General features: G+C 52.3%; 17 protein-coding genes. 12 read left to right on the top strand and 5 right to left on the bottom strand.

The genetic code is table 11. The features are described 5' to 3' along the window. The first annotated feature begins 220 nt into the window (after window positions 1–220). Window positions 221–1,267 carry a protease SohB gene (sohB, locus tag OGV83_RS14650; RefSeq protein WP_104868610.1) on the top strand — a complete coding sequence of 349 codons (1,047 nt, stop codon included), beginning with the start codon at window positions 221–223 and terminating at the stop codon, window positions 1,265–1,267. 176 nt (window positions 1,268–1,443) lie between these two features. On the opposite strand, the gene OGV83_RS14655 is transcribed toward sohB, so the two are convergent. Next, window positions 1,444–1,695: a YciN family protein gene (locus OGV83_RS14655; RefSeq protein WP_003020616.1), complete on the bottom strand. Its 252-nt coding sequence runs from the start codon at window positions 1,693–1,695 to the stop codon at window positions 1,444–1,446. Window positions 1,696–2,095: 400 nt separating this feature from the next. On the opposite strand from OGV83_RS14655, the gene topA reads away from it, so the two are divergent. From topA to acnA, 6 genes are all read left to right on the top strand, one after another. Further along, on the top strand, window positions 2,096–4,693 hold the full coding sequence (gene topA, locus OGV83_RS14660; RefSeq protein WP_071258408.1) for a type I DNA topoisomerase: 2,598 nt from the start codon (window positions 2,096–2,098) through the stop codon (window positions 4,691–4,693). Between the two features lie 211 nt (window positions 4,694–4,904). Next, a complete protein-coding gene (gene cysB, locus OGV83_RS14665) occupies window positions 4,905–5,879 on the top strand; it encodes an HTH-type transcriptional regulator CysB (protein WP_012132231.1) in 975 nt (324 codons plus the stop codon). 303 nt (window positions 5,880–6,182) lie between these two features. Further along, on the top strand, window positions 6,183–6,344 hold the full coding sequence (locus OGV83_RS14670) for a YmiA family putative membrane protein (protein WP_012132233.1): 162 nt from the start codon (window positions 6,183–6,185) through the stop codon (window positions 6,342–6,344). A 3-nt stretch (window positions 6,345–6,347) separates the two neighbouring features. Beyond that, on the top strand, window positions 6,348–6,518 hold the full coding sequence (locus tag OGV83_RS14675; protein WP_233596330.1) for a YciX family protein: 171 nt from the start codon (window positions 6,348–6,350) through the stop codon (window positions 6,516–6,518). A gap of 130 nt (window positions 6,519–6,648) precedes the next feature. Next, on the top strand, window positions 6,649–6,744 hold the full coding sequence (gene ymiC, locus OGV83_RS14680; RefSeq protein ID WP_223849120.1) for a small membrane protein YmiC: 96 nt from the start codon (window positions 6,649–6,651) through the stop codon (window positions 6,742–6,744). 185 nt (window positions 6,745–6,929) lie between these two features. Next, window positions 6,930–9,605, top strand: coding sequence for an aconitate hydratase AcnA (gene acnA, locus OGV83_RS14685; protein ID WP_047463548.1), 2,676 nt, complete (start codon window positions 6,930–6,932; stop codon window positions 9,603–9,605). A gap of 54 nt (window positions 9,606–9,659) precedes the next feature. Here acnA and ribA read toward each other — a convergent pair whose 3' ends face one another. Beyond that, entirely contained in the window at window positions 9,660–10,250 is a 591-nt protein-coding gene (gene ribA / locus OGV83_RS14690) for a GTP cyclohydrolase II (protein ID WP_012132238.1), read from the bottom strand. A 187-nt stretch (window positions 10,251–10,437) separates the two neighbouring features. Here ribA and pgpB point away from each other — a divergent pair, with 187 nt between their 5' ends. From pgpB to yciH, 5 genes are all read left to right on the top strand, one after another. Then, window positions 10,438–11,202 carry a phosphatidylglycerophosphatase B gene (pgpB, locus tag OGV83_RS14695; RefSeq protein ID WP_110494204.1) on the top strand — a complete coding sequence of 255 codons (765 nt, stop codon included), beginning with the start codon at window positions 10,438–10,440 and terminating at the stop codon, window positions 11,200–11,202. Window positions 11,203–11,352: 150 nt separating this feature from the next. Continuing rightward, window positions 11,353–11,661: a lipopolysaccharide assembly protein LapA gene (gene lapA, locus OGV83_RS14700; protein ID WP_047463550.1), complete on the top strand. Its 309-nt coding sequence runs from the start codon at window positions 11,353–11,355 to the stop codon at window positions 11,659–11,661. Window positions 11,662–11,667: 6 nt separating this feature from the next. Next, complete coding sequence (gene lapB / locus OGV83_RS14705; protein ID WP_012132243.1) at window positions 11,668–12,837, top strand: lipopolysaccharide assembly protein LapB; 1,170 nt, start codon at window positions 11,668–11,670, stop codon at window positions 12,835–12,837. Between the two features lie 189 nt (window positions 12,838–13,026). Further along, window positions 13,027–13,764, top strand: a complete 738-nt coding sequence (gene pyrF / locus OGV83_RS14710) for an orotidine-5'-phosphate decarboxylase (RefSeq protein ID WP_134769376.1) — start codon at window positions 13,027–13,029, stop codon at window positions 13,762–13,764. After that, window positions 13,764–14,090, top strand: a complete 327-nt coding sequence (gene yciH, locus OGV83_RS14715; protein ID WP_012132245.1) for a stress response translation initiation inhibitor YciH — start codon at window positions 13,764–13,766, stop codon at window positions 14,088–14,090. The genes pyrF and yciH overlap by 1 nt, the downstream gene beginning before the upstream one ends. A gap of 112 nt (window positions 14,091–14,202) precedes the next feature. Here yciH and osmB read toward each other — a convergent pair whose 3' ends face one another. The 3 genes from osmB to OGV83_RS14730 form a co-directional block, all read right to left on the bottom strand. Next, a complete protein-coding gene (gene osmB, locus OGV83_RS14720; protein WP_012132246.1) occupies window positions 14,203–14,421 on the bottom strand; it encodes an osmotically-inducible lipoprotein OsmB in 219 nt (72 codons plus the stop codon). Window positions 14,422–14,700: 279 nt separating this feature from the next. After that, entirely contained in the window at window positions 14,701–15,453 is a 753-nt protein-coding gene (gene yciT / locus OGV83_RS14725) for a DNA-binding transcriptional regulator YciT (protein WP_286463888.1), read from the bottom strand. A gap of 88 nt (window positions 15,454–15,541) precedes the next feature. After that, window positions 15,542–15,724, bottom strand: a complete 183-nt coding sequence (locus tag OGV83_RS14730; RefSeq protein WP_024130304.1) for a YciZ family protein — start codon at window positions 15,722–15,724, stop codon at window positions 15,542–15,544. Between the last annotated feature and the right edge of the window lie 46 nt (window positions 15,725–15,770).

The following is a 15,770-nucleotide window of genomic DNA, read 5'->3' on the forward strand; positions in this document are numbered from 1 at the left end:
GCGTTGGGTCACCCTGCCAGTTGTCTTATCTTCTCTTTAACTTTTCGGCTTTATGCCTGAAAGCCCGCGTCATTTCAATCAGTCAACGGCGATAACGCCGAAAAATGAACACTTTGTCATACTTTTCACCCAGTAACCGCAACGCAGGATCAAACGAGACGGGCTAACACGCCTGTTGTACACTGAGCCAAAATAGCGTTGTGTAACCAAGGTGGGACTCGTGGAATTGTTGTCTGAATATGGGTTGTTTTTGGCAAAAATCGTCACTGTCGTGGTGGCAATCGCCGTCATTGTGATGCTGATCGTGAATGCTGCCCAGCGTAAACGCCAGCGTGGGGAGCTGCGGGTAACGAATCTCAGCGAGCAATATAAAGAGATGAAGGACGATCTGGCGACGGCGCTGATGGACGGTCATCAACAAAAACTCTGGCATAAAGCGCAGAAAAAGAAGCAGAAGCTGGAGGCAAAAGCGGCGAAAGCGAAAGCAAAGCAGGGGGGAAATGCCGCGACGGAGAAACCTCGTGCCTGGGTGCTGGATTTTAAAGGCAGTATGGATGCCCACGAAGTCAGCGCGCTGCGTGAGGAGGTGACGGCGGTGTTAGCAGCGTTTAAACCGCAGGATCAGGTGGTCGTGCGTCTGGAAAGCCCCGGCGGCGTTGTGCATGGCTATGGCCTGGCGGCTTCGCAATTGCAGCGTCTGCGCGATAAGCAGATCCCGTTGACGGTAACGGTGGACAAAGTCGCCGCCAGCGGCGGTTACATGATGGCCTGTGTGGCCGACAAAATTGTTTCGGCGCCGTTTGCGATTGTCGGCTCTATTGGCGTTGTGGCGCAAATCCCTAACTTTAATCGCTTTTTGAAAGGGAAGGATATCGATATTGAGCTGCACACGGCGGGCCAGTATAAGCGCACGCTGACGCTGCTTGGCGAAAACACGGAGGAAGGGCGTCAGAAATTCCGTGAAGATCTGAATGAAACCCATCACCTGTTTAAGCATTTTGTGCAGCAGATGCGCCCTGTGCTGGATATCGAACAGGTGGCCACAGGTGAGCACTGGTATGGCCAACAGGCGCTGGAGAAAGGTCTGGTGGACGAAATCAACACCAGTGATGACGTCATTCTCCGCTTGATGGACGGTTATGAGGTGTTCAACGTTCGCTTTATGCAGCGCAAGAAATTGATGGATCGGTTTACGGGCAGCGCCGCAGAAAGCGCCGATCGTTTGTTGCTACGCTGGTGGCAGCGCGGACAAAAACCGCTGATGTAAAATTGTCATTGCCCGGTGGCGCTAACGCTTACCGGGCCTGCGGATTGTTTTGTAGGCCGGATAAGGCGCAGCCGCCATCCAGCAAACAGCCCGGTGGCGCTAATGCTTACCGGGCCTGCGGATTGTTTTGTAGGCCGGATAAGGCGCAGCCACCATCCGGCAAAACCTTTCCTGCGTTAATCGATCAGGTGATACTTCTCAGAAAGCACATGCGCCAGATGTTTAAACATATTAAACACGGCGGTGCTTTTTGGCGTCGGTAAACCTTGCTCGTCTAAAAAGTAATCGCCGCTGAAGACCAGCACGCCGTTTCGCTGCGTCACACCGGTGGCGACAATCCCCGCCAGCGTGTCCTCATGCTCACGAATGATTTTGTTGGCTTCAATCAGCAGTGTTTCACGATCGATAGGTTGGGTGTCTTTATGCATTATTTACTCCTTAAACAAGGACATTAGTCTACGCCGGGCGCTGCTTATGGGCAAATATTCCCTGATAAACACGAAGGTCTTGTAAAGGTGCTGTTACTGGCGAGATTTGTTTTTGCATGCTAATAAAGTTGCGTAACGAATTTTATCAGGTACAGTGTGACGCTTTCGTCAATCTGGCAACAGATTTGCTTGACATTCGACCAAAATTCCGTCGTGCTATAGCGCTTGTGTGCTAAAAAGCCTGTTAACTCAGTCACCTGAGGATCACGTTTCGCGCACTGAGTCAGTACAAGGGGTTGATATCCGCCGACACAGAGACCATATCGGTGTCTCGTCGCCAGTGGAAGGTGAATCAACGTGCGACGCATTCCAGGAAGAATCAATTTAGGTAAAGGTGAATATGGGTAAAGCTCTTGTCATCGTTGAGTCCCCGGCAAAAGCCAAAACGATCAACAAGTATCTGGGTAATGATTACGTGGTTAAGTCCAGCGTCGGTCATATCCGTGATTTGCCGACCAGTGGCTCAGCAGCTAAAAAGAGCGCCGACTCTACCTCCACCAAAACGGCTAAAAAGCCCAAAAAGGATGAACGTGGCGCTCTCGTCAACCGAATGGGGGTTGACCCTTGGCATAACTGGGATGCGCAGTATGAAGTGCTGCCCGGTAAAGAGAAGGTCGTCTCTGAACTGAAACAATTGGCTGAAAAAGCCGACCACATCTATCTCGCAACCGACCTTGACCGCGAAGGGGAAGCCATTGCCTGGCACCTGCGGGAAGTGATCGGGGGTGATGACACGCGCTATAGCCGCGTGGTGTTTAATGAAATAACCAAAAACGCGATTCGCCAGGCGTTTGATAAGCCAGGCGAACTGAATATCGATCGTGTTAACGCGCAGCAGGCGCGCCGCTTTATGGACCGCGTTGTGGGCTATATGGTGTCGCCATTGCTGTGGAAAAAAATTGCGCGAGGCCTGTCGGCAGGCCGCGTACAGTCCGTTGCCGTGCGTCTGGTTGTTGAGCGCGAACGTGACATCAAAGCGTTCGTACCGGAAGAGTTCTGGGAAGTGAACGCCAGCACGACAACGCCTTCTGGCGATGCCTTGCCGCTCGACGTTACGCACCAGAATGATAAACCGTTCCGTCCGGTTAACCGCGAGCAAACGCTGGCGGCGGTCAGCCTGCTGGAAAAAGCGCGTTACAGCGTACTGGAGCGTGAAGATAAACCGACCAGCAGCAAGCCTGGCGCGCCGTTTATCACGTCGACGCTGCAACAGGCGGCGAGCACGCGTCTGGGCTTTGGCGTGAAAAAAACCATGATGATGGCGCAGCGCTTGTACGAAGCGGGCTACATCACCTACATGCGTACTGACTCCACCAACCTGAGCCAGGATGCGGTAAACATGGTTCGCGGTTATATCAGCGATAGCTTCGGCAAGAAATACCTGCCGGAGAGCCCGAACCAGTACGCCAGCAAAGAAAATTCACAGGAAGCGCACGAAGCGATCCGTCCTTCTGATGTCGCGGTGATGGCCGAAGCGCTGAAGGATATGGAAGCGGACGCGCAGAAACTGTATCAGCTGATCTGGCGTCAGTTTGTCGCCTGTCAGATGACGCCAGCCCAGTACGATTCCACCACGCTGACGGTCGGCGCGGGTGATTTCCGCCTGAAAGCGCGTGGCCGCATTCTGCGTTTCGACGGCTGGACGAAAGTCATGCCTGCGCTGCGTAAAGGCGATGAGGATCGGACGTTGCCTGCGGTGAATAAAGGCGATGTGTTGACGCTGGTTGAACTGACCCCGGCGCAGCACTTCACCAAACCACCGGCGCGCTTCAGTGAAGCATCGCTGGTTAAAGAGCTGGAAAAACGCGGTATTGGTCGTCCATCCACCTATGCGTCGATCATCTCGACCATTCAGGATCGCGGTTATGTCCGCGTGGAAAACCGTCGCTTCTATGCTGAAAAAATGGGTGAGATTGTCACCGATCGACTGGAAGAAAACTTCCGCGAGCTGATGAACTACGATTTCACCGCCCAGATGGAAGACAGCCTCGACAAGGTGGCCAGCCACGAAGCCGAGTGGAAAAACGTGCTTGATAACTTCTTCAGCGATTTTACTCAGCAGCTTGATAAAGCGGAGAAAGATCCTGAAGAGGGCGGCATGCGTCCTAACCAGATGGTGCTGACCAGCATTGACTGCCCGACATGCGGGCGCAAGATGGGGATTCGCACCGCCAGCACCGGCGTGTTCCTGGGATGTTCCGGCTATGCGCTACCGCCGAAAGAGCGCTGCAAAACCACCATCAACCTGGTGCCGGAAAATGAAGTGCTGAACGTACTGGAAGGCGATGATGCGGAAACCAACGCCTTGCGTGCAAAACGTCGTTGCCAGAAGTGCGGCACCGCAATGGACAGCTACCTGATCGATCCGAAACGCAAGCTGCATGTCTGCGGTAATAACCCGACCTGCGACGGTTACGAAATCGAAGAGGGCGAGTTCCGCATTAAAGGTTATGACGGCCCGATCGTTGAGTGCGAAAAATGTGGCTCTGAAATGCACCTGAAAATGGGGCGTTTTGGTAAGTACATGGCCTGTACTAACGACGAATGTAAAAATACCCGTAAGATTCTGCGTAACGGTGAAGTCGCGCCGCCGAAAGAAGATCCGGTGCCGTTGCCGGAACTGCCGTGCGAGAAATCGGACGCGTATTTCGTGCTGCGTGACGGCGCCGCAGGGATCTTCCTCGCGGCGAATACCTTCCCGAAATCGCGTGAAACGCGTGCGCCGTTAGTGGAAGAGTTGTACCGCTTCCGCGACCGTCTGCCGGAAAAACTGCGTTATCTGGCCGATGCGCCGCAGCAGGACCCGGAAGGCAATAAGACGCTGGTGCGTTTTAGCCGTAAGACGAAACAGCAGTATGTTGCCGCTGAAAAAGACGGGAAAGCGACGGGATGGTCCGCATTCTTCGTTGATGGCAAGTGGGTAGAAGGTAAGAAATAACAGTCACCTGGCTGAATTTCACTTAAGAGGGTCGCGCAAGCGGCCCTTTTTTATTCCGGGCTTATTATTTTTTCTTCGCATCTATACAGCTCTGATATAAATGATATAGTGGTTATAGTTAACGGCTTTTTTATTATTAAATCGTATTAGCAGCGCGTGACGTGCTGCTTATCAAACGATGACATGACGGCGCTAATCTGGATGGTTTAACATGAAATTACAGCAGCTTCGCTACATTGTTGAGGTGGTTAATCACAACCTTAATGTCTCTTCCACCGCCGAAGGGCTTTACACCTCCCAGCCGGGCATCAGTAAGCAAGTTCGTATGCTGGAAGATGAGCTTGGCATCCAGATTTTCGCGCGCAGCGGTAAACACCTGACGCAGGTGACGCCAGCCGGGCAGGAAATTATTCGCATTGCGCGCGAAGTGTTGTCCAAAGTCGATGCCATCAAGTCCGTGGCGGGCGAACACACCTGGCCGGATAAAGGTTCTCTGTATATTGCCACCACGCACACTCAGGCGCGCTATGCGCTGCCAAATGTGATCAAGGGCTTTATTGAGCGCTATCCTCGCGTTTCATTGCATATGCATCAGGGGTCGCCCACGCAAATCGCGGAAGCGGTTTCGAAAGGGAATGCCGACTTCGCTATCGCCACTGAAGCGCTGCACCTGTATGACGATCTGGTGATGCTGCCATGCTACCACTGGAATCGCTCTATCGTCGTCACGCCAGAGCACCCGCTGGCCGCTAAATCATCGGTGACGATTGAGGAACTGGCACAGTATCCGCTGGTGACCTACACCTTTGGCTTTACCGGGCGCTCCGAGCTGGATACCGCGTTTAATCGCGCCGGGCTGACGCCGCGTATTGTCTTTACGGCAACCGATGCGGACGTGATAAAAACATACGTCCGGCTTGGCCTGGGGGTTGGGGTGATTGCCAGCATGGCCGTCGATCCGATTTCCGACCCGGACCTGGTGCGTGTCGATGCGCATGATATTTTCAGCCATAGCACCACGAAAATTGGTTTTCGCCGCAGCACGTTTTTACGCAGCTATATGTACGACTTTATTCAACGCTTTGCGCCGCATCTGACGCGCGATGTTGTGGATACCGCCGTGGCCTTGCGTTCTAACGAAGAAATTGAAGCCATGTTTAACGATATTAAATTACCGGAAAAGTAATCACGCGCGTGAGTTTTCAGGTATCTCCAGACACGAGGAGATACCTGAATAACCACTAAATTTATGGATTATGGTTTTCGTTTTTTCTGCGATCATATTACCTGCATGGTATTCATGGAAAAGCGCCAGTAAAGTAGTTTCGAATTACCCGCCTCGCAAATTCCGCCTTTCAAATATTTATTTCCGGTCAAAAGATTGATTTATTCATGGGAAACGATTCGTAAATTCACTGGATTTTTGACTAAAGTTTCTTTAGGATTTGTCTCATCTGATGATTAATTGTACCGATTGTTTGGTGCTGAAATGATAAGTGATGCCGATTGTATGAGGTTAGCAATGCCTTCTGGAAACCAGGAACCCCGCAGGGACCCCGAGCTTAAACGCAAAGCATGGCTGGCGGTATTCCTCGGCTCTGCGCTGTTCTGGGTTGTGATTGCGCTGGTTATCTGGCAAGTGTGGGGGTAAGTCATGGTTTCGCAGGAACATCAGCAACCCTCAACGCCAGCACGTCAGCCTCGTGATAGCGTGAAGGAAGCGCGGAGCGAATGTGTGACGAATATTCCAGGATCCTGGAAACTCACACAACAGCAACAGGCATTTATTGATTCATTCGCTGAAGATGAGCAACAGAAACAATAATTGGCGATTTTTTTAATCATCATTTCCAGTACAGGTCATTAACATCCCGTACTGTATTTCCTTATACACCACAGCAATAAGCGCTGAGTAAATCTCAGCATAAAGTATTAAACAAATGTCGGTGTAGCCTATGCAAACTGTGAATCTTAAATATTGGTCATGGATTGGGGCGTTCTCAGTATCGCTCTTGTTCTGGGCTCAACTTATCTGGATTGTCTCTTTCTGATCGTATGCCGGTAAATGCCCGATGGCGCAACGTCATCGGGCCTGCGCATGCCGATTCCCGTCCGTAAGGTTTCTCCTCTTTTATCAATTTGGGTTGTTATCAAAACGTTACATTCTGTTTGTGTTATCTTTAATACTAACCCTGAGGAGAGTCAGGGTATCCAACCCTGTTATTAAGGAGGAGCTATGTCGTCAACCCTACGAGAAGCCAGTAAGGACACGTTGCAGGCCAAAGACAAAACCTATCATTACTACAGTCTGCCCCTGGCTGCCAAAAAACTGGGCGATATTACCCGCTTGCCCAAGTCGCTAAAAGTTCTGCTTGAAAACCTGCTGCGCTGGCAGGACGGTGACTCTGTTACCGAAGAAGATATTCAGGCGTTAGCCGGGTGGCTGAAAAAAGCCCATGCCGATCGCGAAATTGCCTATCGACCCGCCCGTGTATTAATGCAGGATTTTACCGGCGTCCCGGCGGTGGTGGATCTGGCCGCCATGCGCGAAGCGGTCAAACGCCTCGGCGGGGATACTGCGAAAGTGAATCCACTATCCCCGGTAGACCTTGTTATTGACCACTCGGTAACGGTCGATCGCTTTGGCGATGATGACGCTTTCGAAGAGAACGTGCGTCTGGAAATGGAACGCAACCACGAGCGTTATGTGTTCCTGAAATGGGGGCAACAGGCTTTTAGTCGCTTCAGCGTGGTGCCGCCAGGAACCGGGATCTGCCACCAGGTGAACCTGGAGTACCTTGGCAAGGCCGTCTGGAGCGAATTGCAGGCGGGAGAGTGGGTTGCATACCCGGACACGCTGGTCGGCACCGACTCCCACACCACGATGATTAACGGCCTTGGCGTGCTGGGATGGGGCGTCGGGGGGATTGAAGCGGAAGCCGCGATGCTGGGCCAGCCGGTTTCAATGCTCATTCCCGATGTTGTTGGCTTCAAGTTGACCGGTAAGCTGCGTGAAGGTATCACCGCGACCGACCTGGTGCTGACCGTGACCCAGATGCTGCGTAAACACGGCGTCGTTGGTAAATTCGTTGAATTCTACGGCGACGGTCTGGACTCCTTGCCATTGGCCGATCGCGCGACGATAGCAAACATGTCGCCGGAATATGGCGCGACCTGCGGCTTCTTCCCGATTGACGGCATCACCCTCGAATATATGCGTTTAAGCGGCCGTAGCGAGGAGCAGGTTGAGCTGGTCGAAACCTATGCCAAAGCGCAGGGGATGTGGCGAAACCCTGGCGATGAACCTGTTTTCACCAGTTCGCTGGAACTGGATATGGGGGATGTCGAGGCGAGCCTTGCCGGGCCGAAGCGCCCGCAGGATCGGGTTGCGCTGGCAGATGTGCCGAAAGCCTTCGCCGCGAGCACGGAGCTGGAACTGAACACCGCGCAAAAAGACCGGCAGCCAATCGATTATGTTATGAACGGCCATCAATACCAGCTCCCGGACGGCGCTGTCGTGATTGCAGCTATCACCTCCTGTACCAATACTTCAAACCCCAGCGTGCTGATGGCCGCCGGTTTGCTGGCGAAAAAAGCGGTAACGCTGGGACTGAAACGGCAGCCGTGGGTGAAAGCCTCGCTGGCGCCGGGATCGAAAGTGGTCTCGGATTACCTGGCGCAGGCGAAACTCACGCCTTATCTTGATGAACTTGGCTTTAATCTGGTGGGGTATGGGTGCACCACCTGTATTGGTAACTCCGGCCCACTGCCGGAGCCTATCGAAACGGCAATCAAAAAGGGCGACTTGACGGTGGGCGCGGTACTTTCCGGCAACCGTAACTTTGAAGGCCGAATCCATCCGCTGGTGAAAACCAACTGGCTGGCGTCGCCGCCGCTGGTTGTTGCCTATGCGCTGGCGGGCAATATGAATATTAACCTGGCGAAAGAGCCGCTGGGCCACGATCGCAAAGGCGACCCGGTTTATCTGAAGGATATCTGGCCTTCCGCGCAGGAGATCGCCCGCGCCGTTGAGCTGGTGTCGTCAGAAATGTTCCACAAAGAGTATGCAGAGGTTTTTGAAGGGACGCCGGAATGGAAAGCGATCAATGTTGATCGCTCAGATACCTATGGCTGGCAGGATGACTCCACTTATATCCGCTTGTCACCGTTCTTTGACGAAATGCAGGTTCAACCCGATCCGGTTGAGGATATTCATGGCGCCCGTATTCTGGCCATGCTGGGGGATTCCGTCACCACTGACCATATCTCTCCGGCGGGCAGCATAAAGGCGGACAGCCCGGCAGGGCGCTATTTGCAGAATCATGGCGTTGAGCGTCGGGACTTCAACTCCTACGGTTCGCGCCGTGGAAACCATGAAGTGATGATGCGCGGTACGTTTGCGAATATTCGTATCCGCAACGAAATGGTTCCCGGCGTTGAAGGAGGAATGACCCGACATTTGCCGGGGACGGAGGTGATCTCCATCTATGATGCAGCGATGCTGTATCAGCAGGAGAAAACGCCGCTGGCGGTGATTGCGGGTAAAGAGTACGGTTCCGGTTCCAGCCGTGACTGGGCGGCCAAAGGCCCGCGTTTGCTGGGTATTCGCGTCGTGATTGCCGAGTCGTTTGAACGTATTCACCGTTCAAACCTGATTGGTATGGGGATTCTACCGCTGGAATTCCCGCAGGGCGTTACGCGTAAAACGCTCGGGTTAACCGGTGAGGAGACAATTGATATTGCCAGTTTGCAAAACCTGAAGCCTGGCGCCGCCATTCCGGTGACGTTAACCAAAGTGGATGGCAGCACAGAGGTGATTTCGTGCCGGTGCCGTATCGATACCGCAACTGAATTAACCTACTACCAGAATGACGGCATTCTGCATTATGTGATTCGTAATATGTTGCATTAAGACATAAAAAAGGCCTGATAGCGCGGTGCTTATCAGGCCTTTAATAGCAAAAATTTATTTACCCAATAAATGCCCCATCTTAGCGGCTTTGGTATCCAGGTAGTGTTCGTTATTTGGGTTACGGCCAACAATCAGCGGTACGCGCTCAACAATATTGATACCTGCTTCCGTCAGAATTTCGACTTTCTTCGGGTTATTGGTCAGCAGACGGACTTCATCGACGCCCAGCAGTTTAAACATATCGGCACACAGGGTGAAATCACGCTCATCGGCGGCAAACCCCAGCTGATGGTTGGCTTCTACGGTATCGTAGCCCTGATCCTGTAACGCGTAGGCGCGAATCTTATTGAGCAGGCCAATATTACGTCCTTCCTGACGGTGGTAGAGCAGAATACCGCGACCTTCTTCCGCGATATGCGTCAGCGCCGCCTCTAACTGAAAACCACAATCGCAGCGCAGACTAAACAATGCGTCGCCGGTCAGACATTCTGAATGGACGCGAGCCAGGACAGGGGTTTGACCAGAGATATCGCCATAAACCAGCGCGACGTGGTCGTGTCCGGTTGCCAGTTCTTCAAATCCCACCATCAGGAAATCGCCCCATGGGGTTGGCAGTTTGGCTTCTGCCACTCGTTTAAGCTGCATGTATTTCTCCAGATAATGCTGGTGTCATCGCCAATTGGCTTCTGTATGTTTCTATTTTGCCATAAGGCGGCGGACTTCACCTAATCGCTGCCGTGCGATCGCTTTTGGAATGGCACAAATTTGTCAATTTTCCGGCACGCCAGGTTTTCAGTTATGATTGTGGCACTTATCGACGAAAGGAGAGGTCATGCTTTCGATTGCGAAGCGCACAACCGTAGGTGCTGCTCTGTTGCTTGTGATGCCGGTTAGCGTATGGATTTCAGGCTGGAACTGGCAACCCGGACACTCGGTCTGGTGGTTAAAATCCTTATACTGGGTGACAGAAACGGTGACGCAGCCGTGGGGAATTATTACGCATGTGCTTCTGTGCGCCTGGTTTCTTTGGTGCCTGAGATTTCGCCTGAAAGCCGCAATGATGCTTTTTGCTATTCTGGCCGGTGCGATCCTGCTGGGGCAGGGGGTAAAATCGCTGGTGAAGGAGCGGGTGCAGGAACCCCGACCTTTTGTTATTTGGCTGGAAAAAACGCACCATATTCCCGTTGATGAGTTCTACACTTTAAAACGTAAAGAACGCGGGCACTTAGTCAAAGAACAACTGTCCGGGCAGCAGGATATTCCGGCTTTTCTGCGTCAACACTGGCAAAAAGAGACCGGATTCGCGTTTCCTTCCGGGCATACCCTGTTTGCCGCAAGTTGGGCGTTGTTGGCGGTAGGACTATTATGGCCGCGCAGGCGTACCCTTACGATTGCGATTTTGTTAGTCTGGGCGACAAGTGTTATGGGCAGTCGCCTGTTGTTGGGTATGCATTGGCCGCGCGATTTAGTTGTCGCGACGTTGATATCCTGGCTTCTGGTGACGCTGGCGACCTGGTTTGCTCAGCGCATTTGCGGGCCGCTTACGCCACCCGTTGAAGAGGCTCGCGAGATAGCGCAGCGGGAGCAAGAACGTTGACGGTGGTTGATTTTCCGTAATTTGCCCTTAAATCATGAGTGGACAGAACGCTTTTCCGTTTCGCGCGCGTCGCGAAAATGGTAATTTAAAGGGCTGAATGCGGTAAGTTGAACACGATTTATTCGCTCAAACCACATAACGGGAAGTAATGTGAAATATTTACTCATTTTCTTACTGGTGTTGGCGATTTTTGTTATTTCGGTGACATTGGGTGCGCAGAACGATCAACAGGTAACGTTTAATTACCTGCTGGCTCAAGGGGAGTACCGTATTTCTACGTTGCTTGCCGTTTTATTTGCCGCAGGCTTTGCTATTGGTTGGCTAATTTGTGGCCTGTTCTGGCTGCGTGTTCGCGTCTCCCTGGTGCGTGCCGAACGTAAAATCAAACGACTGGAAAACCAGCTTTCGCCTGCGACCGACGTTGCGGTATCTGCCGATTCGTCGGTTGTGAAGGAATAATCATTTATGCTGGAGTTGTTGTTTCTGCTTTTACCTGTAGCGGCAGCCTATGGCTGGTATATGGGTCGCAGAAGTGCGCAACAAACAAAACAGGACGAAGCTAACCGTCTTTCTCGCGACTATGTGGCGGGGGTTAACTTCCTCCTGAGTAACCAACAGGATAAAGCGGTGGATCTGTTCCTCGACATGCTGAAAGAGGATACCGGCACCGTTGAGGCTCATCTCACTCTTGGAAACCTGTTTCGCTCTCGCGGTGAAGTAGACCGCGCCATTCGCATCCACCAGACCTTAATGGAAAGCGCGTCGCTGACTTATGAGCAGCGTCTGCTGGCTGTGCAGCAACTGGGGCGTGATTACATGGCGGCCGGGTTGTATGACCGGGCGGAAGATATGTTCAACCAGCTCACGGATGAAACGGATTTCCGCGTAGGGGCGTTGCAACAGCTGTTGCAAATTTATCAGGCGACCAGCGACTGGCAGAAAGCGATTGATGTGGCTGAGCGGCTGGTGAAGCTCGGCAAAGACAAACAGCGCATTGAGATCGCACATTTCTATTGTGAACTGGCGCTGCAACAGATGGGCTGCGATGATATGGATCGCGCCATGACGTTGCTGAAAAAAGGCGCCGCCGCAGACAAAAACAGCGCCCGTGTTTCTATCATGATGGGCCGTGTGTTTATGGCAAAGGGGGAATACGCCAAAGCGGTGGAGAGCTTACAGCGGGTTATCTCCCAGGATAAAGAACTGGTCAGTGAAACGCTGGAAATGTTGCAGACGTGCTATCAGCAGCTTGGTAAAAATGATGAATGGGCGGAGTTCTTACGTCGGGCCGTGGAAGAAAACACCGGCGCCGCCGCTGAGTTGATGCTTGCCGATATTCTGGAAGCGCGGGAAGGGCACGACACTGCGCAGGTCTATATCACTCGCCAGTTACAGCGCCATCCGACCATGCGGGTGTTTCATAAGCTGATGGATTATCACCTCAATGAGGCAGAAGAAGGACGCGCGAAAGAGAGCCTGATGGTGCTGCGTGATATGGTTGGTGAGCAGGTGCGCAGCAAGCCGCGTTATCGCTGCCAGAAGTGCGGGTTTACCGCCTATACCATGTACTGGCATTGTCCTTCCTGCCGGGCGTGGTCGACGATTAAACCTATTCGCGGCCTTGACGGGCAGTAGTTTTAAAAAAGTCTGTATTTTAGTTACAACATCCTGTTGATTTTTACCTGTCCCTCACACGGGCATCCGGGCAATATCGCCTCGCAGAGGTACAATCGCGCCTGTTCATTTTGCCCTTGCGCAGGTAGAATGCACGCCGTTTACCCATTTCGCGCCGCACCCGGCGCCCATCATCAAGAAGGTCTGGTCATGACGTTTACTGCTTCATCTTCTTCCCGCGCTGTTACCGATTCTCCTGTCGTTGTTGCTCTGGATTACAATAATCGTGATAACGCGCTGGCTTTCGTCGACAGAATCGACCCGCGTGATTGCCGCCTGAAAGTCGGCAAAGAGATGTTCACGCTGTTCGGCCCGCAGTTAGTTCGTGATTTGCAGCAGCGCGGCTTCGATATCTTTCTTGACCTGAAATTTCATGATATTCCAAATACCACGGCACATGCCGTTGCGGCGGCGGCAGATCTGGGCGTATGGATGGTTAACGTCCATGCGTCGGGTGGGGCGCGAATGATGACCGCAGCGCGCGAAGCCTTACTGCCGCTGGGTAAGGATGCGCCATTGCTGATTGCGGTGACGGTACTGACCAGCATGGAGGCCAGCGATCTGGCGGATCTTGGCGTGACGTTGTCACCGGCTGAGCATGCGGAACGTCTGGCGCGCCTGACGCAAAATTGCGGGCTGGATGGCGTGGTCTGCTCGGCGCAGGAAGCGGTGCGCTTTAAGCAGGAATTTGGCACAGAGTTTAAGCTGGTAACGCCGGGTATTCGTCCTCAGGGATCTGACGCTGGCGATCAGCGCCGTATCATGACGCCGGAACAGGCGCTGGCGGCGGGCGTGGACTATATGGTTATAGGACGACCGGTTACGCAGTCTGCTGACCCTGCGCAAACCCTGAAGGCCATTAATGCATCACTGAAACGGGGAGCCTGATGAACAATTCTGACAGCCGTCTGGTCTATTCCACGGAAACGGGCCGGATTGACGAACCGAAAGCGGCGGTTGAACGCCCAAAGGGTGATGGTATCGTCCGTATTCAGCGCCAGACCAGTGGGCGGAAAGGTAAGGGGGTGTGCCTCGTTACCGGCATTGATATGGATGATGCTGAACTGACCAAACTGGCCGCAGAGCTGAAGAAAAAATGCGGCTGCGGTGGGGCGGTTAAAGAGGGAATAATTGAAATTCAGGGCGATAAGCGCGATCTGATTAAATCATTACTGGAAGCCAAAGGAATGAAAGTTAAACTGGCGGGCGGCTAATGAAAAAAGCCACGATAGTTATTTATCGTGGCTTTAAATTTCACTGTGTATATTTAGAGTAAAGACCTGTAAAGAATTACCGTATTATTATTTCGAGCCGGTCGACCGTAGATTATTTACCTACCTGATGGCCGATAACACCACCTACCGCAGCCCCGCCAAGCGTACCCAGCGTGCTACCGTCAGTTAAAATAGCACCGCCCAACGCCCCAGCCCCTGCACCGATCGCAGTGTTACGGTCACGTTTAGACCAATTAGAGCAAGCGCTCAGAGACATCGCCAGGGTAATTGCCAGAACAGCGGCGGTCATTTTTTTGCTCGTCATAAACATAATACTTTCTCCTGAATAATTGATTCACGGAAGTAATTTCTCTTTAATTATAGCTAAAATGATGTTCATTAAAGCCATTAAAGAGACTGTCCGCAAAACCTTGTTGCGCAGGGGTAACAGCTTAAAATCACGCAGGTGATAGTCACTTCCTGTTATATCGCTAATATAAATTTTACGACTTTACCCTGTTAATAACAGGTAAATAGTCTTAATTAGATTGTCGGAAAAATCTCAGAGGGGAGAGATGATTTGCCATCCGGCAAATCATCTGCAATGCGCTCAGGCGCGAGGTTCGATGATGTTCACCGTCAGCCCGGTGTGTTCCAGTTGCATTTGATGGTCCGCACTTATTCTGGAATCGGTGATAACGCGGCTAAAACGTGTTAACGGCCCCAGCGTATAAGGATGTACTGCGCCGAATTTAGAGCTGTCCGTCAGAACAATGGCTTCAGAGCCTTTTTCCAGTACGGCGTTAACCACATCCGATCGCATCATGTCCCGTCCGGTAAAACCGGTATCCGGCTGCCAGCCATCGATACCGATGAAGGCCTTACTGAAGTGAACCTGCTGGATAAACTGGCGGGTCAATGGCCCGACCATACTTTCACTTTTTTTCTGGTAGATTCCGCCAAGGAGGATCACTTCGCACGGCGTCTCTTTGAGCAAGTGAGCGATATAGCTACTCACCGTAATAATGGTGACATCCTTTTGTTCCGCTAACGTTCTGGCCAGCAGGGCATTGCTGCTGCCGTTTTCAATAAACACCGATTCGCCGGGGCTGACCAGTGACGCGGCAAATTCAGCCAGTTCGCGTTTGAGCGTGTAATTGGTCATCATGCGCGTTTCGACGTCATCGCTGTCCAGCGAGACGGCAAAACCATGCGCACGGCGCAGATAGCTCTGTTTTTCCAGGGTGTTAAGATCCTGTCGGATCGTGACTTCAGAGACGCCGGTGATTTTCGCCAGCTCAGCCACGCTCATCTGGCCTTTATCAATGACCATTTGCAAAATTGATTGTTGTCGGGAATTCATAATTTTAATTTTTATAACGGTATCAGTACCGGGGAGTATAAGGGATGCTGCGTTTCCTGAGTCAGGTGCCACGAAAAGCTCGCGTCACTTAGATCTCCCACGGAGCCCGGGGTTTCGTCGAGGAGGCGTCGGTATCTTCTTTCACCTGACTTAACAACTCCGCTTTAAGAATTTCAAGGTTGTGGATGGCAGAGTGGTAATCGCCAGCAACAAGGATATCCAGCACGGTATCAATGCGTTCGGCAACACGTTGGGCGTCGATATCAGACATGGTTATCATCCTTACGTCAAAAATGTATGAATTTCATGATGCAAAA

The sequence above is a fragment of the Citrobacter sp. CK189 genome, from assembly GCF_030333505.1.
In the GTDB taxonomy this organism is placed as follows: Bacteria; Pseudomonadota; Gammaproteobacteria; order Enterobacterales; family Enterobacteriaceae; genus Citrobacter_B; species Citrobacter_B koseri.